21 protein-coding genes and 1 pseudogene are annotated in these 23,403 nt (G+C 51.5%); 18 read left to right on the top strand and 4 right to left on the bottom strand.

What is annotated here, in order from left to right; translation table 11 throughout:
• The 5 genes and pseudogenes from JMI88_RS37110 to ftsZ form a co-directional block, all read left to right on the top strand.
• On the top strand, window positions 1–1,034 hold a 1,034-nt coding region (locus JMI88_RS37110; RefSeq protein WP_236023231.1), incomplete at its 5' end, for a glutamate ligase domain-containing protein.
• A 19-nt stretch (window positions 1,035–1,053) separates the two neighbouring features.
• Window positions 1,054–2,073, top strand: a complete 1,020-nt coding sequence (gene murB, locus JMI88_RS37115) for a UDP-N-acetylmuramate dehydrogenase (RefSeq protein ID WP_201367136.1) — start codon at window positions 1,054–1,056, stop codon at window positions 2,071–2,073.
• Between the two features lies 1 nt (window position 2,074).
• Window positions 2,075–3,232, top strand: coding sequence for a cell division protein FtsQ/DivIB (locus JMI88_RS37120; protein WP_201367137.1), 1,158 nt, complete (start codon window positions 2,075–2,077; stop codon window positions 3,230–3,232).
• An 88-nt stretch (window positions 3,233–3,320) separates the two neighbouring features.
• Window positions 3,321–4,562, top strand: coding sequence for a cell division protein FtsA (gene ftsA / locus JMI88_RS37125; RefSeq protein ID WP_201367138.1), 1,242 nt, complete (start codon window positions 3,321–3,323; stop codon window positions 4,560–4,562).
• Between the two features lie 187 nt (window positions 4,563–4,749).
• A pseudogene (gene ftsZ / locus JMI88_RS41055) lies at window positions 4,750–5,709 on the top strand (cell division protein FtsZ); the annotation flags it as partial.
• Window positions 5,710–6,360: 651 nt separating this feature from the next.
• Here the strand turns inward: ftsZ and JMI88_RS37135 are convergent.
• From JMI88_RS37135 to JMI88_RS37150, 4 genes are all read right to left on the bottom strand, one after another.
• Window positions 6,361–7,152: a BON domain-containing protein gene (locus JMI88_RS37135; RefSeq protein ID WP_201367140.1), complete on the bottom strand. Its 792-nt coding sequence runs from the start codon at window positions 7,150–7,152 to the stop codon at window positions 6,361–6,363.
• Window positions 7,153–7,385: 233 nt separating this feature from the next.
• Window positions 7,386–8,381, bottom strand: coding sequence for a GAF domain-containing protein (locus JMI88_RS37140; protein ID WP_201367141.1), 996 nt, complete (start codon window positions 8,379–8,381; stop codon window positions 7,386–7,388).
• A gap of 529 nt (window positions 8,382–8,910) precedes the next feature.
• The gene (locus JMI88_RS37145; protein ID WP_201367142.1) at window positions 8,911–9,564 is read right to left on the bottom strand and encodes an SCO family protein; all 654 of its coding nucleotides are present in this window, start codon (window positions 9,562–9,564) and stop codon (window positions 8,911–8,913) included.
• A gap of 19 nt (window positions 9,565–9,583) precedes the next feature.
• Window positions 9,584–10,498, bottom strand: a complete 915-nt coding sequence (locus tag JMI88_RS37150; RefSeq protein WP_201367143.1) for a heme o synthase — start codon at window positions 10,496–10,498, stop codon at window positions 9,584–9,586.
• Window positions 10,499–10,714: 216 nt separating this feature from the next.
• On the opposite strand from JMI88_RS37150, the gene JMI88_RS37155 reads away from it, so the two are divergent.
• The 13 genes from JMI88_RS37155 to JMI88_RS37215 all read left to right on the top strand — a co-directional run bounded on the left by JMI88_RS37155 (window position 10,715) and on the right by JMI88_RS37215 (window position 23,394).
• Window positions 10,715–11,599 (top strand): cytochrome c oxidase assembly protein, encoded by an 885-nt coding sequence (locus JMI88_RS37155; RefSeq protein ID WP_201367144.1) that lies wholly within the window; start codon window positions 10,715–10,717, stop codon window positions 11,597–11,599.
• A 273-nt stretch (window positions 11,600–11,872) separates the two neighbouring features.
• A complete protein-coding gene (gene coxB / locus JMI88_RS37160) occupies window positions 11,873–13,015 on the top strand; it encodes a cytochrome c oxidase subunit II (RefSeq protein WP_236023233.1) in 1,143 nt (380 codons plus the stop codon).
• Window positions 13,016–13,064: 49 nt separating this feature from the next.
• Window positions 13,065–14,759: a cytochrome c oxidase subunit I gene (gene ctaD, locus JMI88_RS37165; protein ID WP_201367146.1), complete on the top strand. Its 1,695-nt coding sequence runs from the start codon at window positions 13,065–13,067 to the stop codon at window positions 14,757–14,759.
• 51 nt (window positions 14,760–14,810) lie between these two features.
• Window positions 14,811–15,185 carry a hypothetical protein gene (locus JMI88_RS37170; RefSeq protein ID WP_201367147.1) on the top strand — a complete coding sequence of 125 codons (375 nt, stop codon included), beginning with the start codon at window positions 14,811–14,813 and terminating at the stop codon, window positions 15,183–15,185.
• Between the two features lie 56 nt (window positions 15,186–15,241).
• On the top strand, window positions 15,242–15,856 hold the full coding sequence (locus tag JMI88_RS37175; RefSeq protein ID WP_201367148.1) for a cytochrome c oxidase subunit 3: 615 nt from the start codon (window positions 15,242–15,244) through the stop codon (window positions 15,854–15,856).
• Between the two features lie 438 nt (window positions 15,857–16,294).
• On the top strand, window positions 16,295–16,711 hold the full coding sequence (locus tag JMI88_RS37180) for a hypothetical protein (protein WP_201367149.1): 417 nt from the start codon (window positions 16,295–16,297) through the stop codon (window positions 16,709–16,711).
• A gap of 186 nt (window positions 16,712–16,897) precedes the next feature.
• Window positions 16,898–18,919 (top strand): ATP-binding response regulator, encoded by a 2,022-nt coding sequence (locus JMI88_RS37185; protein WP_201367150.1) that lies wholly within the window; start codon window positions 16,898–16,900, stop codon window positions 18,917–18,919.
• A gap of 549 nt (window positions 18,920–19,468) precedes the next feature.
• On the top strand, window positions 19,469–20,113 hold the full coding sequence (locus tag JMI88_RS37190) for a response regulator (protein ID WP_201367151.1): 645 nt from the start codon (window positions 19,469–19,471) through the stop codon (window positions 20,111–20,113).
• A 38-nt stretch (window positions 20,114–20,151) separates the two neighbouring features.
• On the top strand, window positions 20,152–20,721 hold the full coding sequence (locus JMI88_RS37195) for a GNAT family N-acetyltransferase (RefSeq protein WP_201367152.1): 570 nt from the start codon (window positions 20,152–20,154) through the stop codon (window positions 20,719–20,721).
• A 225-nt stretch (window positions 20,722–20,946) separates the two neighbouring features.
• Complete coding sequence (locus tag JMI88_RS37200; protein ID WP_201367153.1) at window positions 20,947–21,561, top strand: type 1 glutamine amidotransferase domain-containing protein; 615 nt, start codon at window positions 20,947–20,949, stop codon at window positions 21,559–21,561.
• A gap of 280 nt (window positions 21,562–21,841) precedes the next feature.
• Window positions 21,842–22,453, top strand: coding sequence for a TlpA family protein disulfide reductase (locus tag JMI88_RS37205; RefSeq protein ID WP_201367154.1), 612 nt, complete (start codon window positions 21,842–21,844; stop codon window positions 22,451–22,453).
• Window positions 22,454–22,466: 13 nt separating this feature from the next.
• On the top strand, window positions 22,467–22,925 hold the full coding sequence (locus tag JMI88_RS37210) for a hypothetical protein (protein ID WP_201367155.1): 459 nt from the start codon (window positions 22,467–22,469) through the stop codon (window positions 22,923–22,925).
• 13 nt (window positions 22,926–22,938) lie between these two features.
• On the top strand, window positions 22,939–23,394 hold the full coding sequence (locus JMI88_RS37215; RefSeq protein WP_201367156.1) for a cytochrome c maturation protein CcmE: 456 nt from the start codon (window positions 22,939–22,941) through the stop codon (window positions 23,392–23,394).
• Window positions 23,395–23,403 lie beyond the last annotated feature (9 nt).

Genomic DNA, 23,403 nt, shown 5'->3' on the forward strand with positions numbered 1-23,403 from the left:
GTTTTGGTGCCAATTATCGGTTGGGTAAGAGTTCATACTTCGTCAATGAAGCCGACGAATTCAACCATAACTTCTGGCACTACCATCCACGGCTGGCTATCGTAACCTCAATTGAGTTTGAGCATCCAGAGTTCTTTGCCGATTACGATGCTTTCTTAGCCGCTTTTGAACACTTTATTCGCGGCATGGATCTGCAAGGCGATTGGCCAGTGCCGCCAACCGTCATTCTGAACGCGGATAGTCCAGGTTGCTGGGATCTGAAGGCGCGTCTGCACGATTGGCCCGGCCAGATCTTAACCTATTCCGTGGGGCATCATGCGGCGCCAGAGCAAGGACCGGCCACCTTTGAAGCCTATGATATCAAACTGGATGGTGAGACCAGCTTCCGCGTACGCTCGCGCATCGCTATCTCTATTCCAGAGGAGCATGTGCTACATTTGCAGTTGCCAGGCACTTATAACATTGAGAACGCCCTGGCTGCGCTGGCGGCGGCGCAACTGTTAGGTGTGGGTATCGAGAGCATTGCGCAGACCCTGGCAAGCTTCAGCGGCACCAGAAGGCGCTTTGATATTCGCCACCAGGGACCACTGAAGATAGTAGATCAGGCGCTGGACGTTATGCTGGTGGATGACTATGCTCACCATCCGACCGCCATTTCCGCCACGTTGGAGGCCACGCGCCGCCGCTATCCGGGGCAGCGCATCGTCGCGGTCTATCAGCCGCATATGTATAGTCGGACCAAAACCTTTTTTGATCAGTTCTTGCATGCGTTCGATGCAGCTGATATTGCCATCATCGCGGACATCTTTCCCGCACGCGAACGCGATACCGGCTTAATCCATGCGCGTGAACTTGTAGATGGAATAGCGCAGCAGCCAGTTTTCGTGCAGGGCAAGGCCCATATCATACATGGTGGAAGTGTCGCCGAAACTACTGAACTGCTTACCCACACCCTGCGCTCCGGCGACCTGGTAGTGATTATGGGTGCGGGTGATATCTATATCGTTACAGAAAACTTGTTAAAGAATGCATAACAGGCCTAGAGGAAACAACATGATATTTGATGCTGAGATTGCTTATAACGAACTCCTTGCTCACTTTGGTAGCCGCGTGCGCCGCAATGAGCCATTAGCGCGCCACTGCACCTTTGGCGTTGGTGGTCCCGCTGATGTATGGGTCTCAGTGGATACACCTGAGGATCTTGTGGGCCTGGTCACCATGTGTGCTGAGCGACGCTGGCCATTGCTGATCACCGGCAACGGCACCAACGTCTTATATGCCGATGCCGGTGTCCGAGGTGTGGTGGCGCGCGTCGCCATCAACACCTACACCCTTGAAGAGAATGGCGCTGAAACCGCCTTTTTAACGGTAGGTGCAGGCATCAGCTGGCCGCGTATCATCAATGAGATTGCTCCCAAAGGATGGGGTGGCTTAGAGTTTGGTCCTGGCATACCAGGCACCTTAGGTGGTGGAGTTGTTAGCAATGCAGGCGTGCACGGTTACGATCTGGGACAGGTACTGGAATGGGTCGACATCGTCGATGCGCGCCAGTGCGAAGATGGTCCCGTAGCTCCAACGGTTGTGCGCTATCAGCATAGCGAGTTAGAGCTCAGCTACCGGCACAGCCGTTTCAGGGCTCAACGGCGCGTTCAATTTGACGGCGAGGGCAACCCGGTTGCCGCGCCCCACAAATTGATCGAGCCAGCGGAAATCGTCATGCAGCTGGGTATCCGCCTGCGGCAGGAAGATCCTCAGAAGCTGCGAACCGCCATCGAAGAGCACAAACAGTATCGCAAGCGCACCCAGCCACCGCAGCAGAGTGCGGGCTCAATCTTCAAAAATCCGCAAGGCGATTACTCGGGACGTCTAATCGAAGCGGCAGGATTGAAGGGAATGGTGCATGGGGGAGCCCAGATCTCGGAGCGTCATGCCAATTTTATTGTCAATGTAGGTGGAGCACGTGCAGCAGACGTTGCCGCTCTCATCAAAGAAGCCCATCAGCGCGTTTATGACCGCTTCGGGGTTGATTTAGAGCTGGAGGTCGAACTGCGCGGGGAGTGGAAGGTACTATGACATGACAGAAAGGAAAAAGCTACCGTCTCAACGGGCAACGCCAAGCTACAACAAGCTTGAAAAAGTCTACACACCAAAAGACGCGTTAAAAAAAGAGCTGGCGCATAACACGCTCATCTCCTCACGTTCGTTGAAACGGGTAGTTACAGTTCCAAATGCGGACCCTTCAGTGGCATGGCATACGTTTGCTCAACGTCAATCGCAATTGCGACACGTGCGCTCACGAGCACGAAAGCCAGTCAAACTGGTACCACGTACGCTGGTTCAGACAGGAGTACGGGCAACTAACGGACGCATTCAGGCGGTGCGGCGTCCATTGCCCTACAAATCGTCTATTCCCAGGCGCAGTGGTCGTCGGCGTGGCAGGCGTAACCTGCTCTGGAAAGTTGCAGCCGTGTTTGCGATCATTGCCTGTATGATTGCTGCGATTAACTTTGCACTCACCAGCGATGTCTTTCGCTTGCATCGCGTCAGTGTGGTTGGCACCCACAATAACGGGTTAATTCAAAGCATTCAGCACATGGGTATTCAGGGGCAGAATATCTTCCTGGTCGATACTGGAAGTATTCAAGCGCGCATTCAGGCCTCGCCGTTGATAGCTTCAGTTGCCATAAGCAAGCAATTTCCGGATCAACTGACTGTGACCATTGTAGAGCGTAAGCCCGTAGTGCTATGGCAGGGCCCGCAAGGCACCTTCAGCGTGGACGCGCAGGGGATGGTGATTGAGCCCGCCAGCCAGACACCTGGAGCAGATCAATTAGGAATCGTGGTTGACACAACGACCCAGGGCGCAAAAACAGAACCGTTATTGCGTCCTGGAACGTATTTAAAGAACATTGATAGTGTATTTGCAAGTGATGTCTGGCAGAGAGTTCCTAAAGTAGCAGGTATAGATGCGTTCAAACTGTATTACGATGGTACAATGTATGCTAGTACTACCAGTCAAACTGGTGGAATGGGAGGTGGTAGGGGATCCTATATTATAGAAAGTCCAGATGGTTGGAAAGCGTATTTGGGAAGTTCTCATGACGCTAACTCTCTGGATAATCGTCTTAAAGAATTACGTGAGATTGTAAAGCTCGCACGCCAGCAGCAAATGAACATTGCCACCATAGACTTACGTTATGGCCTGCGACCAGTGTTTACTTTACAACAGTAAGTAAGAATGTGAATAATCACATGACAGGTCTAAAATACTGTATTCGTAGTGCGTCTCAAAAGTGTACCGCCCAATAGGAGCGTGGATCGTGCAAGAGCGGGTGATTGTCGGTATCGACGTCGGAACAACAAAAATCTGTGTCCTGGTCGGCGAACTGGATCGTGACGGGAAGCTGAATATTGTTGGCGTTGGCACCTGCCCTTCACAGGGGTTGCGCCGTGGGGTGGTGGTGAACATTGAAGAGACCGTCACTTCAATTGCAGCGGCGCTTGATCGTGCTGAACGCTTATCAGGTAAAAAAATTACCTCTGCATATGTTGGTATTGCAGGTAGCCATATTTCCTCGGAAAATAGCAAGGGCTTCGTTGCGATTTCCCCAAAGAATCGGGATATTGAACAAAACGATATTAGCCGTGCCTTCGAGGTGGCTCGGGCAATTGCCATTCCCGCGAATCGTGAACTGATTCACGTTATTCCGCGGGGCTATGTCGTCGATGGACAGGAGGGTATCAAGAACCCCATCGGTATGTCTGGTTTCCGCCTGGAGGTGGAAGCGCATATCATCACCGGTTCAGTGTCCTCTATGCATAACTTGATTAAATGTGTGCATAAAGCGCATGTCGAGATTGAGGACCTCGTCCTGGAGCCCCTGGCCTCAGGTGATGCGGTCCTGGAGGAAGGCGAGACCGACCTGGGGGTTGCCCTGGTCGATATCGGTGGTGGCACCACCGATGTTGCGGTATATACCGATGGAGCTATCTGGCACACAATCGTGTTGCCGGTCGGTGGTAACCTGATTACCAGCGACATTGCCATTGGATTGCGCCTGCCAGTCGGGGTTGCTGAAGAACTCAAAATTACTTATGGGCATTGTGATCCGTCAGCTATAGATGAAGATGATATGATCGATCTGTCACAATTTATGCCTGACTGTGATGATCTCGTACCACGGAAACTTCTGGCCGAAATTATTCAGGCTCGTGTTGACGAAATCTTCTGCATGGTACATGAAGAGATCAAAAAGTCCGGCTACGATGGATTACTGCCCGCAGGCGTCGTGATTACCGGAGGAACCGCTGAGCTACCAGGTATTTTAGAACTGGCAGGCCAGGTTCTGGATCTCCCGGCTCGCATCGGTTCTCCTCTGGGCTTGCATGGGCTGGCGGACTCTATTAACAGGCCCGCCTATTCAACGGCCGTTGGTCTATTACTGTGGGGATTGAGCAATACCTCGTTCCTCATGGATGAAGAGCCAATCGATGTAAACGTAGAAGATGAAAATAATCTTGTATCTCGGTTTGGGCGCTGGCTGCGTGCATTTATTCCTTAAACGAAGTACTCATTTATAGTATAGGCGAATCATCGAGTAGCGTATAAGCGAACAATTGAGTATGGGTAAGCAATTGCATGCATGGAGGCGAATCACTGCAACAAACTGGGCGTCGTTCGTTGTACACATATGAGGTATTCACTATAAATGAGAAACTCGAAAGGGGGCCACGAAGAACATGTTACCAATGGGAAATCATCAACTTGAAGGCTTCGCCCAAATCCGTGTGATCGGTGTTGGGGGAGGTGGCAGTAATGCGGTGAACCGCATGATTCAGGCCAATATGACGGGTATCGAATTTATTGCCATTAATACAGATGCCCAGGCCTTACTGCTAACAGAGGCACCGCATCGCATTCGTATCGGTGATAAGCTAACCCGTGGCCTTGGAGCAGGAGGCAATCCTAGCGTCGGCATGAAGGCTGCTGAAGAAAATGCTGAGGATATCTATGAGGCCCTGAAGGGCTCTGATATGGTCTTTATTACCGCTGGTATGGGCGGTGGTACCGGAACCGGGGCCAGCCCGGTGGTTGCGCAGATTGCGCGTGAGGTGGGTGCGCTGACCGTGGGCGTCGTCACCCGCCCCTTCACCTTTGAGGGGAAGAAACGTTTGCTCTCGGCCGAAGAAGGCATCAACAACTTGAAGCAGCATGTGGATACGCTAATTACCGTACCCAATGATCGTTTGCTGCAAGTTGCCGATAAACGTACACCGCTGGCTGAAGCGTTCCGACTGGCGGACGACGTTTTGCGTCAGGGCATTCAGGGTATCAGTGATCTGATTACGGTCCCTGGTTTGATCAACCTGGACTTCGCCGACGTCAAGACTATCATGTCGGCGGCCGGATCCGCTTTGATGGCTATTGGCGAGGCCAGCGGCGAGAGCCGAGCCATTGATGCCGCCCAGATTGCGATCTCTAGCCCCTTGCTGGATATCGATATCAGTGGTGCGCGTGGCGTGCTCTTCAACATCACCGGCGGCCTGGATATGACGCTGTTTGAGGTTAATGAGGCGGCCGATATCATCAGCCAGGCAGCCCATCCTGAAGCCAACATCATCTTTGGCGCGGTACAGGATCCTAACTACGATGGCAAAGTGAAGATTACCGTTATCGCGACTGGCTTTGACCAATTGCCACCAGCACGGGCAGCGACCAGTAATGCCCACTCAGGATATGCCGCGCCACGGTCAGATTATGATCGTAGCCGTCTGTATACCGTCTCTAATTCGTCGTCGCCGTCTGGAAATGCCAGTGGGAATACGCCAGTGCGCTCAGGTTCGTCTCAAGGCTATCCACCACCGGTCACGCCATCAATGCAAGCGGCTAATCATCCAACCGGACCGATACCTGCGGTGCAGAGAAATCAACCATCGACGCCTGCCGCGCCATCAAATCCTGCTCTGCCGCCGTATAAATCCGATGCCGGTAGACAGCGCCTTCCCGGTAATGGCTATACGCCGCCGCCAGCGATTCCGCTGATTAACAGCGGCAGCCTGGATGATGACGAGGAAGAGATGAATCAGTCGATGCCCGATATGAGCAACCTGCCGACTCCCGCCCTGGAGGATCAGGCTTTACCGACGCGTCGAGAAGTGGGCCAGCGCGGACGTATCGTACGGCGCCTGGATCGCGGAGCCGCCTCTGAACTGTCACGCGGTAACCGCAACACACCATCCGGCGACGTCATCGACATTCCGGCTTTCCTACGCAAACGTTAACGTAGAACAAGAAAAATCAGCGGCCCGCTTTGAATAAGCGGGCCGCTGGTTTTTTAGTATGTGCTGAAAATGATATTGTTAAGCGTTTCTGGTCTTGCCCAGGTTACCGGGGATGTCTTTGTTCAAACCGATATGGTTGACAACCACGCGGACGCCGGGGATACCGACGACTTCACGCTCTAAAACATATTTCATGCTGGACTTTGGCACATCTCCATAGAGGTGTAAAATATAGTTTTCTACCAGAACAGAGATGTTCGTGGCCCCATCCAACTTTCCCTGTGACTTCAAATTCTCGATACGCTCATAGGCCGTATTCAAGACGGTATCTTCCGCCACAATGAAATTGCGCACACTTGCTACACCAGGGACACGGCTAATCCCTTCCTCCAGACGCTCGCGCTGAACTTCCAGTTCGAGCTTACCATAGAGGGCGAGCACCACACCTGCTGGTGTCTCATTCTCAATCTCCACTTTAACAGGATGATTGCTGAATGCTGTACTGCCTAATGTCACAATCTGCTCTGCAGTTGCACGGGCCCGATCCAATACTTCATGTGCCGGCAATGAGATAATCCGTTTATACTCGGCACCTTCCTCACCATGAGTTGTTGCCATGGGATCTTCTAGCACCCAGCCCATGATGCCCCAGATAATAAATGGAACCGCAACAAGTGTCACCCAGGGAGCATCGGGGATAAACAACATACCGGCCACGGCAACCAGAATGGCGATGCTCAGCATCACAGGCCATAGACTGGGACCCGGCATATGGATATGATGCTCAGCCTCTTCTACTTCCTGATATGACTCAAGAGACGACTCTCGATCGTCTACTGCGAGATTTGCTCTTTGAAGAGATGATTCCATACGCTCTCGCTCTCCTCCGCGAATGGTTTACAATCAGCGAGGACTCTTTATTTTTTTATAATAGTGGTCCTGTATATTTAAGCATACCAAATATATGAGGTTCGTGCAACCTGAAATATTTCATTACCACAGCTTTCCAAACCTCCCTCCCAGCGCCGCCGTAGGCGGTACCGAGGTCGTAGGGCGAAGCCCTTGAACAACCTATATCTGAAAGGTGGAGGATGAGAGGATGATCAGGATAATGGGTTGTACAGCAAAATCTCTTCTATTTCTTGCCAGGCCAAAGTTTCGGCCTGAGTGGGAGAAAGATACTGCATGCTCCGATTCGCATCGATAAGGTGATTGGTGACACGATGTTTGAAGGTGGCCAGCGTCGCATATTGTTGCTGGCGCGCGGGCAGGATGCCCAGGTTGAGGCTATTAAGCGCATAAAAATCATCCGGCTCGAAGGCCAGCACGAGCAGATTCACATAATTCTGAATCAGGTCCAGGTAAGGTTGTGTAAAAAAGTCGGGTTGCGTACTGATAATAGAAAGCGTGCCAGCTACCTGATCGGACAGCAAGATGGGATAAGCTACCGAGCATTCCTCCTGCTCATAGTAATGCAGGGGAAAGAGGCGCAGTTTTTCCTGCTTACTTTGAATAATTACCGGGTGTCCGCTGCTGGCGGCATGCCCGGCCTGCGACTCAGCTCCAAAGAACTGGGTTGTATATTCAATTTGCTGGTCATTGGCGACATTGCTGCGGCCATTGACCTGGCGCAGGCTACGTACAGGCTGTCCAGTGCGTGGGGGAACACAGAGCGCCAGCAAGACGGTCATACCAGCCTGCTGGATATCTAAATGTGCAAGTATCTGCTGCAGAATCATATTGTAGACGGCGATTTTGCGCTGCTGTGCTGTGTTGGATGTATAGGTATTAAGGACCTGGGTATAGAAAGATGCTGTGATTTCAACTGTTTGTTCTGTTTCGGAAACAGGGATATGCAGGGCTGTTGGATATTCTTTTGTAATTAAGATCGTTAGTTGTTGCCGATAGTGGGGCAAGGCAGCGATCAGGGGCGGCAGGTTATCCGGTCGTGGATTTGACTTTCCAGTTGTCCAACGTAGCAACGTAACCGGATTGATATTCATGATATCAGCAATGCGTTGGCGTTCATGTGGATCGGCAATCAGCTGTCCTAAAAATGTACGCCATGTCTGATTTTCATCCATCGTGCTGTTCATCATAAGAGAGCCTCAATGCACCTGATAAAAAGTTATGCAATTATCACCAATGATGCCTATACACTTCATGCTTTAAATGATCTATTATAGTGCATAGAATACCTGATATGATTGTATCAGTCAATCTTACATCGTTTGCTTGTCTCAGTGTTTTATAGAATCTTAATACTGGAAATTTATTCAGTGTGGCACATTGTGCGCAATGAAAGCGTTTGAAAAGCATGCTTTTTGTGCCTGCGGCCCCTGACGATTCGCGCCTTCGGCGCTCAAAAGAGTTAATGGGTTGTTGCAAAAGATGCGCTATGCGCATCTTTTGCAACAACCCATTAAGAGTGCGTCTGAAAGCCATAAGATACGCGCCTTCGGCCCCTGACACTACGCTCCTGCAGAGCTCAAAAGAAGTTTTATGTTGGGTGCAAAACGTGCGCAAAGCGCACGTTTTGCACCCAACATAAAAAAGATTGGGGACGCCTGCGTTCCCCAGGCAGGTAAGCCATTTCATCCTTCATGTCAAACTGAAGAAAATGCTCTGTTAGTTCTCTTTAAGCAACTGTTTCAAATTTCCTGCCATCTGGGCTGGATCGAAGTCATCGCCCATATAGACGCGCTCGTTGCCTTTTTTATCGATCACATAGAGCGCTGAACTGTGGTTCACTTTTTGTTGTTGCTGTTGGGCATAGATACTATAGCTTGACCAGATCGGAGAAAGTTGTTGCTGGGTACCGGTCAAGAAATGCCAGTAGTCCTGCATATTATGCTCGGTAGAGAATTTCAATGCCTCGGCTGTGGTATCGCGCTTAGGGTCCGTACTTACTGCCAGGATAGCAACATTTTTAGCATCGCTACCAAGTTGTTGTAAGGTCGTGTGCAGGTGTTCAGCTGTCAGAGGGCATACATCGGGACAGTGGGTGTATAAAAAGGTCACCACAACCGGTTTCCCACGAAACTGCGCGAGCGAGACGGTCTTGCCATATTGATCTGTGAGCTGAAAATTGGGAGCGGGTGTGCCATTCAGATCCGTTCCTTGCAGTCCGGACGCAGAGGTAGACGTACCACTGCTACTGCTGCTGGGTGAGGACGGTGTAGCCCGGTTGTGTTGAATGACAGTAATTAAAATGACGACTATCACCGCCAGAGTGATAACGGATAATCGTGAAGCAAGTCGCCAACTCATACGCATACTCATAATACCTTGACCTTGATAACTAGAACAGGATGCGGTCTATCACCATCAGTGCGAAGATCGCGGCCAGATAGCAGTTAGAATACCAGAAGATAGTACGTGCCCAGTTTTTGCTCTGGTCGGTAATCAGGCGAATCGACATATAGATGAGAATGCCACCCAGGATGATCGCGCCGATCAGGTAGAGATAGCTCATGGTGTGCATCACGAAGAGCATCATTGTTACAGCAAATAACAGGAGCGAATAAAAGAAGATCTGGCGTCGTGTCTCAGAATCACCCAGAACCACTGGCAGCATCGGCACGTGAGCTTTCTCATAATCTTTTTTGATCAGCAGTGAGAGGGCCCAGAAGTGTGGTGGTGTCCAGTAGAAGATGATGGCGAAGAGCCAGATGGCGGATAGGGAGACATTATTGGTTACGGCCGCCCAGCCAACCAGTACCGGAACAGAGCCAGCGGCGCCGCCAATTACAATGTTTTGCGCGCTATTGCGTTTGAGTCCCATTGTATAGACAAATACATAGAACAGAATGGCTCCCATGGCCAGGCCTGCGCTAAGCAGATTGACGAATAGGCTTAACACAATGAATGATACGACGCCCAGGCCAACGCCAAAGATCAGGGCAGGCACAGGTTGGACGCGACCAGACGGCAACGAGCGACGCTGTGTACGACCCATAATCTGGTCGATATCGCGATCGATATAACAGTTAATTGCATTAGCACTGCCAGCCGCCATGGCGCCGCCCACCAGGGTTGCCAGCACCAATCCTAGATTGGGCAGGCCGCGACCAGCAATCGCCATGGCCGCCACTGTGGTGCCAAGTAGCAAGACTGTCACATGTGGTTTCATCAGATTAATGTAAGCTGAAAGAGTCTGACGAAAAGGATGGACCTGCTTTGGCTCTTCAAGCTCACTATGGCTTAATACCTTCATACACGAGGCTCCCTATAGTCTATAAAGTTTGACGTTCCCTATTGTCGGCGCCATTCCTGATACTACCCTTGCAGTCAGTTTCTCTTACCTTACAATTGCCTGAACGTTTGGGCCCGCCTGAAAAAAGACTGTTTATCTGCAGGCAAAATTTTACTTGTCGCCTCCTCGCTGTCCTGCTATAGTATGTAAGAGGATTTTCTGGAAAGGTCATCAAACATGCGAGCAGACGTAGGATTAAACTTCTGGCTGACCCAATGGAATTGGCAACCGTCAATTATTTTAGGGACCGCCATTATCCTTGGTCTCTATATCTATCTGGTAGGCCCGATACGTGAAAAATATCAATTAGGTGAGCCGGTGAAGAGCAGGCAGGCAGTGCTTTTCTTCGCAGGTGTCTATTGTATATTCTTCGCTTTGGTGTCGCCATTGGATGAGCTAGGGGACGCCTACCTCTTTAGCGCGCATATGGTACAACATCTGCTGCTGACGATCGTTGCCCCGCCGTTGATGATTGTGGGTACACCCGGCTGGTTGTTCCAGTCGCTACTCAACAGACGTATAATCTACAAGGTAGGAAGGTTCCTGACGTATCCAGCGGTAGCGTTTGTCATCTTCAACGTCAACTTCTGGCTCTGGCATGCACCGGCGCTCTATGACGCAACACTGTATGATCCTAATTTACATATTCTGGAGCATATAACGTATATCGTCACGGGCGTGATCTACTGGTGGCCGGTCTTTAGTCCGCTTCAAGAAGGATGGCCTCGCCTCTCGATGGGTGGCCAATTGCTGTATATCTTTCTTGGCGGCATGCCAACAGTCTTGCTAGGAGCTGGCCTGACCTTCATGGATCCTCTCTATGAGCCTTATATTCATGCGCCGCGCGCATGGGGCCTTTCGCCTGCGACGGATCAGCAGCTAGGCGGCCTGATCATGTGGATACCTGCCAACATTGCTTACATTATAGTAGCAAGCGTATTCTTTATTCGCTGGATGCAAGCGCAGGACGAAAAACAGCGAATGGAGGAGGAGCGCCGCTACGCTGCCGAAATTGAGGAGGAGCTCTTCGAAGAAGAGCACGATGCCTCTGCGCATGCTTAAAAAGCATGCGTTTTAAGCTGAGGCAAGGAGGAGATCATGTCCCCGGCATGCTCGTCAGCACCTATGATGGTTCGCGCCTGGGGCGCTGACGCCCCCAGGCTGGCGGTGCAAGCACCTCCCCCGTTCAGGTTCTTGTAAGGTTCGTTTTTGAAATTGCAAGTTTTGTGTTAGGCTCCATCGCTACACTACACCAGTACAGTGGAAAAATGTCGCCAAAACAAGACATCATCGTCCATCGTCAATCAATTGTTTAGGAGAGATTTAGACGTGAGGATGCCGGTATTTCGTAGGGCAAAGCGCTGGCTAGCATTGCTCAGCCTGCTGTCATTGTCCTCTATTCTATTAGCCGCATGCGGTGAAAACTCACCCTCGATCCTGGATACGTCCGGACCAGTAGCTGCCAGTGAAAGCAGCCTGTTCTGGTTGATCCTGATCATTTCGGTAATTATCTTTGTCCTGGTCGAGGGCATATTGATTTTCTCCATTATTCGCTACCGTGAGCGACCTGGAGCTCCGAATCCATTCCAAAATCACGGTAACTTGAAACTGGAACTCGTTTGGACTGTTATTCCAACGCTGGTACTTTTTGTAATTCTCTTTTTTACGATCCGTGGTCTACTCTACGTGGCTCCTGAAAATGAGCCTGCCGCGAGTGCATCGCAGCCAAAGATCGAGGTTACAGCTATCGGTCACCAGTGGTGGTGGGAGTTCTACTATCCGAATTACCATGTCACAACTGCTGACACGCTGGAGGTGCCGGTCAACACTACCGTGCACGTCAACCTGTTTTCAAACAACGTGATCCATAGTTTCTGGGTCCCTGCTTTGACTGGTAAAACAGACGTAGTGCCTGGTCATAACAACACCAAGTGGTTTGTGGCAGAAAAAGCGGGTACATATACAGGTATCTGTGCCGAGTATTGTGGCACCCAGCACGCGAATATGCGTTTCAACGTCAAGGTAGTCAATAACAATGACTTCCAATCCTGGGTGTCGACGCAACAGCAGGCTGCTGCTGCTCCAACCGATCCCCTGGCCCAGAAGGGTGCTGCGTTGTTTAAAAACCAGTGTTCTTCCTGTCATGGTATCGTTGGTGTGAATTTGAAGCAGTTCTACAACACTGCGCAGGAATGTACCGATTTGCCAGGTGGTAAAGCCAATGGCACCCCTGAATGTCTGATTGGTCCAAACCTGACGCACTTCGGCAGTCGTAATTTGCTTGCTGGTGGAGTGCTGGATAACAATACCGCCAATGGTAACTGTGATCCAAATAATCCAAACCTGATGCAACAATGTAACCTGGCAAAATGGTTGAAAGATCCCCAGGGTGTCAAGCCTGGGAATGATATGAACATTGGTGAGCTGACCAATGATCAGATTCAACAGCTGGTTGCTTATCTGGAAGGGTTAAAATAACCTGCCTTGCCCTGTGACCCTTTGGGGCTAGACACTGGAGGATTTGCGCATGGCGACTCGCACCATCGGTGAACACACCACGACAACAACGACAACGGGTGTGCGCCGAAAGCGCTTTAGCGAAACCTATATTGGTGAATGGATAACAACGACCGATCATAAGCAGCTCGGTCTGATGTATCTGATCACCGGTTTCTTTTTCTTCGTTGTGGGCGGTATGGAGGCCCTCCTGATCCGCACGCAGCTGGCGTTGCCGAATGGTAAGGTACTGGATCCTAATACTTATAACCAGATCTTTACCATGCACGGCACGACCATGATTTTCTTGTTCGTTATTCCTGTGCTCTCGGGTTTTGGTAACTATGTGGTGCCGCTGATGCTCGGCGCGCGCGACATGGCGTACCCGCGTATGAATGCCTTTGGTTACTGGCTGGTGCTCTTTGGTGGCATCTTTATGCAGGCTAGCTTCCTGTTTGGTCAGGCACCAAATGGTGGCTGGTTTATGTATGCTCCGCTGAGTGAGTTAGCGGCTGGCCATGGTTATCAGGCTACCCCGCTGATGAATGCCGACTTCTGGCTGCTGGGTACAACTCTGCTGGGTGTCTCGTCCATTGCCGGTTCGCTCAACTTCGTTGTGACTATCTTCAAGTTGCGCGCCCCTGGCATGAGCATCAACCGTATGCCACTGTTCTCATGGATGATCCTGGTGATGTCCTTCCTGCTGCTGTTCGCATTGCCCAGTCTGACTGTGGCCAGCGTACTGCTGCTGCTGGACCGCCACCTGGGTAGCCATTTCTATCAGTACGGTAACGGTGGTGATCCACTGCTCTGGCAGCACCTCTTCTGGTCCTTTGGCCACCCCGAGGTGTACATCCTGATTCTGCCGGCATTTGGTATTATCTCTGAGGTTCTGCCGGTATTCTCGCGCAAACCGATCTTTGGTTATACCTTCATCGCCTGGTCTGGTGTGGCTATCGGCTTCTTGAGCTTTACCGTATGGGCACACCATATGTTCGCTGTGGGTCTGCCTTCGATCGCGCAGGCTTTCTTTGCTACCAGCACAACGCTGATCGCTATTCCAACCGCGGTAAAAATCTTTAACTGGCTGGCTACCACTGTTGGTGGTAAGCTGCGCTTCAATGCTCCGATGCTCTTTGCGCTCGGCTTTATTGCTATGTTCCTGATCGGTGGTTTGAATGGTGCCGCCCTGGCGGTTGTGCCTTTCGACTATCAGATCACTGATAGCTACTTTGTGGTGGCGCATATCCACTATGTACTCTTTGGCGGTACCGCGCTGGCCGTTTTTTCGGGTATCTACTACTGGTTCCCCAAATTCACCGGCAAGCTGATGGATGATCGCCTGGGTAAATGGCATTTCTGGGTCACCTTCCTTGGCCTGAACCTGACCTTCTTCCCCATGCACATCATGGGTATCCTGGGCATGCCCCGCCGTGTCTACACCTATCCCGGTAACCTGGGTTGGAATGATCTGAACCTGATGGCTTCCGTTGGTGCTTTGATCATTGGTATCGGCGTAATCATGTTCATGATCAATATCATCAAGAGCCTGAAGGCCGGCCAGCCAGCTGGAGACGATCCATGGGATGCCTTTACACTGGAATGGGATACCACATCTCCTCCGAAGAAATACAACTTCCTGGAGATCCCGGTTGTACGCAGCCGCCGTCCTTTCTATGACAAAAAGTATCCAGAGAAAGCCGACTGGAAATCCGTCATTCACTAAGTGTGAGTAACCTATCCACCCCGGTGGAAACAAGACTAGTAGAGGTATAAGGTGTCTCAAGAACAAACAAACCGCGTAGAGCAGCCGATGCCAGTGAAGGAGAGCGACACTTCTGTCGCTCCTCTCGCCAGCGGCACGCCGACCTCCGACTCTGCGCCAGCGGATCAACAGCAGGTGTCACAAGAGGAGGTCACAGCTACGGGGGCACAGCCTAAGAAGAATCCGACAGGTAGAAAGCGGGCCAGGGCCAAAGGCCGACTGGTCAATGCTGAGGAAGTAATGCCGCGACCCAGTTTGTGGCCGCTGGGCATGGCTTTTTCGCTGGCTTTCGTCCTGTTTGGAGTTGTTGCAGGCCCGGTTGTGCTTGGGATTGGCATTGTACTGCTTGTTATATCGGGTGCGGGTTGGGCTTTAGAGCGTCGATAAAAGGTGAGGCTCGTATTCGACGAGCCTTATCTTTATAGAGTTAGGGAGTTACTTGTATGAGTGTTGCTCATGGCGAGCAGGTAAGGATACTTGAGGAGCACGGCCAGGAAAGCGGGCGCAGCCTTAACTGGTGGGGCATGGTTTTCTTCATCGGCTCAGAGGCTCTGATCTTTGCCAACCTGATCGCTGCTTTTCTCTATCTAGAGATTCGCAATAATAGCCAGGTCTGGAAACTGGAATTTAGCATTGTGCCATTTATTGCCAGCGTTATCCTGTTTTCTAGTAGCTGGTTTGTGCATCAGGCTGGTTCTGGTATCCGCAAGGGTAATCAGAAGCAGTTGATCTGGGGTCTGACCGGAACGATTATTCTGGGCTTGATCTTCCTGGGTTGTCAGGCTTATGAATATAACTCGTTGATTACCGGACCAGAGCATTTTACCATTTCCAGCAGCATCTTTGGTTCAGCCTTCTTTACCCTGACAGGCTTCCATGGTCTGCACGTGACGATCGGTGCGATCTTCCTGATTGTGTGTCTGATTCGTTCTACGCGCGGCCACTTCACCAAGCAACAGCATTTCGCCATTCAGGCGGCTGAGATGTACTGGCACTTCGTTGATATTGTCTGGGTATTCGTATTTTCCCTCGTTTACCTGGTGCCATTGCTGCGTTAAGCATCCTTACATTGCGCATTAGGCGTTAGTTTGTGACCTGATATCTACAATAGATATCAGGTCACATTTTTAGAGGGCACTGGACGGCCATGACCATGGTGGTCTCTACCACACACTTCGCTCCTGCGGAGCTCAAAAAGTGTTTTAATGTTGATGCAAAAAATGCGCGACTGCGCATTTTTTGCATCAACATTAAAACAGAGAAGATTGGGGCGCTGACGTCCCCAGGCTGGCGAGCGACGTGCGATTTAGTATGGCGGGGTCAGCCACGTTGCACTGGTAAATCTTTGCAAAGATTTACCAGTGCAACGTGGCTGTATCTGTTTTCGTATCTCATGGCGTCTTCATTATCTGCCCGGATGGTGGAAATATGTTACAATTGGAAAAGCAAGCTTAACTCCCAAATGTACCGTTTTGCTTTGGAGCAAGAAAGGCAGTATGATGAAAGATGCAATGCACGGTAACGGGTCTGTCGTTGCCGTCCGGCACGATGATACGCGCAAGCGAAGAAGCCGCGCTCCTCAATACTGTTCTATCTGTACTGCGCGCATCTGGTTTGAGCCGATTGAGATGGTGGAACCGGAGGGTGTGCCTGAGCCCAGACTTTCATGGGTGCTCTGTAAAGCCTGCCATCAATCTTTGCAGAAGGAGATGACTCGCTCTCCTGTGCGCTCTCCCCTGCGCCTGCGTATCGCCATGGGGATTGTGGCGGCGGAACGCTGGCCCCATGCGTATTCTACCCGTGTGCGTGAATATATTAATGATCGACGCCTGGTGCTTTTTATCGCTATCGGTCTGGTTGTGGCGATGGTTCTCCACTTGATACTTATTGTGATGATAGCGGGCCTCAAATAGTAGTCTCCCCTTATCCTTGAGTACTATCCAATACCTTGTATATATCGTATGTTTGCCGGGCCATAAAGCGCGCTGGCAGGCTCTTCTCCCCCTGTTCTGCTGTGTGGCATGCGGTTGACTCTTATTGCTAAAATATGAATAGCCAGGTTCTACACATCACTAACAGGCGGGAAAGGGTTGTTTTGGATGTCCTCCTCCACCGAACAAAAACACGATCAAATTCCTAGCGGCTTGTGGATTGCGGAGAATGCTACGATTCTTGGAGAGCGCACAGATAGAAGCATTGATCCCATTCCCGCAGCATTTAGCCGCGAATATCAGGTGCTTGCAGAAATGTGCGCCAGTATGAGCAGCGGCTTTATGCTGCTCAATCCACGTGAGCGCGTTACCTATTCAAACGATAGCGCTCTGCGTTTGCTGCGCGTGGCTGGACACGACCAGGCCAGTCTGCAAAACTTTGATGTCCACCAGCATCTGTTATCCCTGGCTACAGATCCCCGTGAGGCCCGTGTCGAGCTAGATCAGGTCTGGCAGCACGTAGAGCAAGAATATTCCGCCGACCTTTCGCTGGCCGACGCTGCCGCAAACTGGTTGCGGGTACGCAGCTTTCCTGTCCGTAATGCTGAGGGAACCTTCCTGGGCCGTGGTGTGCTGCTGGAGGACGTGACCCTGGAAAGATCGGCGGCCGATGCGCGTTCCGAAACGCTAAAGATGGCTGCGCACGAGTTTAAGACGCCGCTGGCGATCATCAAAGGATGCGCCACTACCTTGCTAGGTGGATCGGCCCGTTGGGACCCAGCGATGCAGCGCGAGATGCTGCAGATGATCGATGCCCAATCCGATCGTTTGTATGATGTGTTGAACACTCTACTGGATGTCTGGCGTTTTGACAGTGGTACGCAGCCGCTCCACCTTTCTCAAGTGCAGCTAGCCGAACTTTTGATGCAACTGGTGAAGCGCTGGCAGAACCAGGCGCCAGATCATCGTTTTGTGCTGGATTTACCCGAAGGCATACCTCCCGTGACCTGCGATGCTTTACGGATCGAGCAGGTCCTGAACCACTTACTGAATAATGCTGTGACCTATTCACCGGCTGGCAAAATCGTGCGCCTCTCGCTGGAAACCAATGAAGAGGAAGCACGCATCTGTGTCAGCGATGAGGGTATGGGTATCGCCTCCGAGCACCTGGATCGTATTTTTGATCGCTTCTACCGTATCGAACATGCCAGCAAAGCCCATGCTCAAAATGGTGCCTCTGGCGAGCCCAATCAACGTGCAGCACACCGCAATGGCAGTGGACTGGGACTTGCATCAGCCCGCGCTACCATCGAGGCCCATCATGGAAAGATCTGGGCCGACTCCGAGGGTCCTGGCCAGGGTGCTAGTTTCTCCTTTACTCTGCCGCTAACAGCGAGCTATGTCTCGTCTTCCTCGGTCCCACTGGCGACCTTAGAAGAGCCCGAGGCTGCCCCGGCGCAGCAACGCAAGACGCGCACCTCATCGCTGATGCAGGGACGCTATGTACGCGTACTGTTGGCCGAGAACGATGCTCGCCTGGCACGTTACCTGCGCGCCAATCTGGAAGAGCAGCAATACCGCGTACAGGTGGTCAGTCATGGAGTGCAATTCCTGCGACAACTGGAACTGGAAGAGCCCGATATTATTCTACTCTCCACGCGCCTGGCGGATATGAGTGGTATGGAATTGCTGCAGCGCATGCGCGAATTCTCTAATGCGCCTGTCATGATGCTTTGCGAGGCCTGTGAGGAAGAAGAGCGCGTGCAGCTCTTTGATCTGGGAGGCGACGACCTGGTGCTCAAGCCGTTTGGCATGAAAGAGCTGCTGGCACGTGTTCGAGCCTTGCTCCGGCGTCAGGCCCCCGCATCTGAGCATACGCAGAACCAGACCATCTTTAGTACTGGTGCGTTAACTATTGATTATGCCCAACACCTGGTTACGGTCGCTGATCGTCCGGTCCAACTCAGCCGGACCGAATATAAACTGCTCAGTACGCTGGCCCAGAACGTCGGTATGGTAGTGACCCATGAGCTCTTACTGGAAAAGGTCTGGGGTCCCGAATACAATCGTGATATCGATTTTATCTGGGTATATATCAGTCGTCTGCGCCGCAAAATTGAAACCAACTCGCGGCGACCTGAATATATCCTGACAGTTCCTGATGTTGGCTATAAATTGGCGAAGCTCTAGCTTTAGTCAGCTGCCCGCAGCTTTACATGAAAGCTCAGCAAGTGCCTGAAACCCATACGGTATGCGCCTTCGGCCCCTGACGGTTCGCACCTTCGGTGCTCAAAACATAATTTGTTGGTGCATCGGGTGCGCCGTGCGCACCCGATGCACCAACAATTAAAAGGGCTCGGGTGCATATGCACTCGCCCGAACGGGGGCGCTTTGCTTCCTTACAGATATAGGTTTTTTGGATTCGCGCCGGAAAAGCGGGGATGCAAGGGGCGGCGAGCCCCTTGACTGGGGGATTGGGGGCTGTGCCCCCAACTCCTCCTCCCTCTCCGTGCCGCCCGCAGGGCGGCATCAGGGGTCTCAGGGGCTACGCCCCTGAAAAACCTACACCTGTAAGCGCTTTGCTTCCCCATCAGCATGAAAGTTTGATGCGCTGTCAAAATATTCAGGTCACTGTAAGGGAATCGCCTTAGGTGTCAAAGATATTGTAATGTGTGCCCCGTATGCTTAATAAAGCAATACAACTCGTCAGATAGACTTTGTAGCGATAGAGGTGCACATATGTCGCAAGGGCAGAAATCATCAGCTGCAACGATACTCGTGCTGGAAGCTGACCCTACCATGCGTCGCTTAATTAGCCTTGGTTTACGCCATCGCGGGTTAGAGGTAATCGAAGCGACTTCTCTGGCAGCTATTTCTTCGACTGACATCCAGTCTCTTGATCTGCTTATCCTGGATGTCGATGACGGTGTTTCCTGTGATTGGACGTTGCTCCAGACGGTACAGGAGCAGCCCGAACTCTCTACCTTGCCCACGGTCGTTCTATCCTGGGACCCACCCATTGAAGAGAAGCGTAGCACGCTGACCACTATTTCGCGTTGTGTGTGTGTCAATAAACCGTTTGATGCACGAGCGCTGCATGAAGGGGTTGACCACCTGCTGCTGGCTCGCACGATTGAACAGGGAGAGCAACTGGCCCGGGCTGAAGAGGCCCTGCTGGCCACCTATCGGAAAGATAGCTCGCCGAGCATCTGGCCTGTGATTACCGCCGCCGGTGTTTTCCTGGCCATGATCGGCCTGCTCTTTCAGTTTGTGCTGACCATGATCGGGCTGGCTATTATCGTGATTGGCCTGTTGCTCTGGACTATTGGTTGGCATAGCCGGATTGAGCATACCCCTGAAATAGCCTTTAGTGTCGGTAAATAACACTACCCTGCTTCACCACAAAGATACCGGGATATATTATGGAGATTCGACCAGCCAGGCCTGAAGATGCACCTTTAGTGGTCCCTTTATTTATTCAGGCCATGGATGACATTGCCAGTACGCTGGCGGGAAGTGAGCAGCCGCACGAAGTACAGGCCTTCATGACCACGTTTTTTCAATTGCCAGGCAACCGCCTGAGTTATCAAAATACACTGGTGGCGGAAGAGGATCAGCAAGTCGTTGGCGTACTTATCCTTTACCATGGCAATCAAGCGGCTGCCCTTGACCAACCCATTATCGCTCGCCTGCGTGAACTAAAAAACGATCCCAATATCACACTGGACAAAGAAGCAGAAGAAGACGAGTGGTATATCGACACTCTCTCTGTCTCGCCGCGCTATGGAGGTCGCGGCATCGGGACCGCGCTGCTACGTGCTGCCGAAGAGCATACCAGCAGCGGCGGACCCACGAAAATTGCACTACTTGTCGACAAAAACAGCCAGCGTGCCTATCGCCTCTATCAGCACCTTAACTACCAGCAAGACGCCGTTGTGCAAATATCGCATCATCCATATTTACACATGACAAAAAATCTTGGTGGTGTTTGAGCTCAATAAAAGCATATTGCTGAGACACGATTATCATTTTCCACGCGTAATACAACATGTCAATAGTTTAAAGCTGTTGTTAATACAGTATCCTTACACGGATCGAAGAAATGCGGAAAAAGAACCACCACTTCCGCTTCCCAGACCCCATGACAGTGCTTATGCTAGCGAAAATACCAAACACGGCAAGTGGTTTTGTATTAAGTAGTAAAGGAAGGGAAAACTATGCAAGCAAGTGGTAAAAAATTAGACGGATTACGAGTCGCAATTTTGGTCACAGATGATTTTGAGCAGGCTGAAATGACCGAGCCTCGTAAGGCACTAGACCATGCAGGGGCGGTGACAAAAGTAATCTCCAACAAGCCCGGACAGGTGCAAGGAGTCAACCACGACGAGAAAGCCGACCGCTTTCCTGTTGATATGACGTTTGACCAGGCCAACCCCAGCGACTTTGATGCTCTCTTGCTTCCAGGTGGCGCCATCAACGCAGACACCATTCGCATGGAACCAAAGGCCCGCGCGTTTGTGCAACAATTCGACCAGAGTGGCCGCCCAATGGCTGTTATCTGTCACGCCCCCTGGCTCGTGGTTTCCGCAGGATGCGCGAAAGGGCGCACCATGACCAGCTACTACACCATCCAGGACGACCTTCGAAACGCCGGTGCCAACTGGGTAGATCAAGAAGTCGTACGAGACCACAATCTGGTCACCAGTCGCAGCCCGAAAGACATCCCGGCCTTCAACTCAGCCATCGCCTCCCTCTTTGCCGAATACAAAGAAAAGGGTCCTATCCCCACCCCTGCCAGCCCCCAAAGAGCCCAGGACGTCATCACCGGCTAACAAACCAGCAGGAGGTGCAGGAGGACGGCTAGTCCTCCTGCCGGGGTTGCGGGGTGTCCCCGCGCTGAATCCCCTTTTACTCCCTCGTGCCGCCGTCAGGCGGCACCACAAATAAGAGTTCCAGTTTAAGAAAAAATATTCCAGCGGCACAGCCGCTGGAATATTTTTTCTTAAACGTTCAGGTCTTTGTAAGGTGATAGGAAATGCTTGCAAGTTGGCTATCAGGCTCAAGCACCATAATCAGACTGAAATTAATTATCATGTAAGAATTGGGCAATGTATGGAAATAAACGAGACTACAACTCACAATCGATCGCGCAAACGCAACATCGTTGTCTTTGTGGTAACCAATATTCTAATCATTGGCGTGCTGGTATTACTCTGGACCCAACTCACAACGCCGGCAACGACCGCCACCCATTCGCCAGATGACCCATCGGTGGTAGGAGAGGTCTCCAGCCCGCTCATAGGTAAAGCGGCGCCGGCCTTCGAGCTACCGCTGCTCAACGGCAATGGAGAAAAAGTAAAGCTGGCAGACTATAAAGGGAAGCCCGTCATCGTCAATTTCTGGGCCTCCTGGTGTGATCCCTGCAATGCTGAAGCCCCTTTCCTGCAGAGTTCCTGGCTGGACCTGAAATCCAAGGGCGTCGTTATGATCGGCATTGATGGTGGAGAGACCACCAGCGCGGGCAGCAAATTCTTACAAAAATACGGAGTAACCTACACTAATATCGCAGACAACGTAGGTGGCGACACCAGCATCGCTTATGGTGTAACCAGAATGCCAGAGACCTTCTTTATTGATCGTGATGGCAAGGTTGTATCACACTGGATTGGTGCGCTTGACTCTGCGGGGCTACAAAAAGAACTGGCAAAACTTCAGGTGAATTGAGGCTGTAGTCAGCATGTGGGAGATACGGTGGCTTGTCCGCCTTGTGCATATTTTGGCAGCCAGTGCCTGGGTTGGTGGAAGTTTTATGTACCTGGTAGTGGTGATACCCGCCCTGCGCAGTGGTGGACCAGCGCCAGCGATTGCGTCAAAGATCGCCGAGCTCTTCAAACGCATGGTCAACATCTGCGTGGGCCTGCTGCTTCTCAGTGGAGTCTACTTGACCTTTGATCGTCTGACACAAACCAACCTGGGTCTACCATATATTATTGTATTAGCTCTAAAGATCCTGGGAGCGTTGGGACTGTTTGTGCTGGCAATGTATCTGGGCCAGAGCAACATCAGGCGTCTGGCGAAGCGCACCACACGACTCTCGAAAGCAGCCCCACAGCTGATGTTAGCCCTGGGCATCCTGGTATTTATACTTGGCGCGCTTCTCAATACCATATTTGAGATGACGATTGCGCCACATTGATGGAGGTCGTATTGTGCAGCCTGCTTTAAATATATCTAAGGACGAGCAGAAGAAGATGGCGCAGCCACGCAAGCGCATCCCGTTCAGCTTCATCCTGGCAGGAATCGCCATCCTTGGCGCTATGATCTATCTAGTTTATGCCAATACCCAAAGTAGCGCGGTCTACTATCTGACCGTGCCTGAACTACATCATTGCACAGACTGTGTGGCGCGCTCCGTGCGTGTTTCAGGTATTGTGCAGAAAGACTCGATTAAGCGTAACGATCAGACGCAGATGGTCACATTTTCAATTGCTGATAGCAATCAAACGTTGCCCGTCACCTATAGTGGTGTTGTGCCAGACATTTTCAAGCCTGGCGTTCAGGTAGTTGTAGAGGGACACTACACTGGTAGTGGTCCATTTGAGGCCCAGACCTTGCTGGCCAAGTGTCCATCAAAGTTTCAATCTGCAACTCCCACAGCGAAATAAGGATTGACA

This window comes from Dictyobacter formicarum (assembly GCF_016587435.1).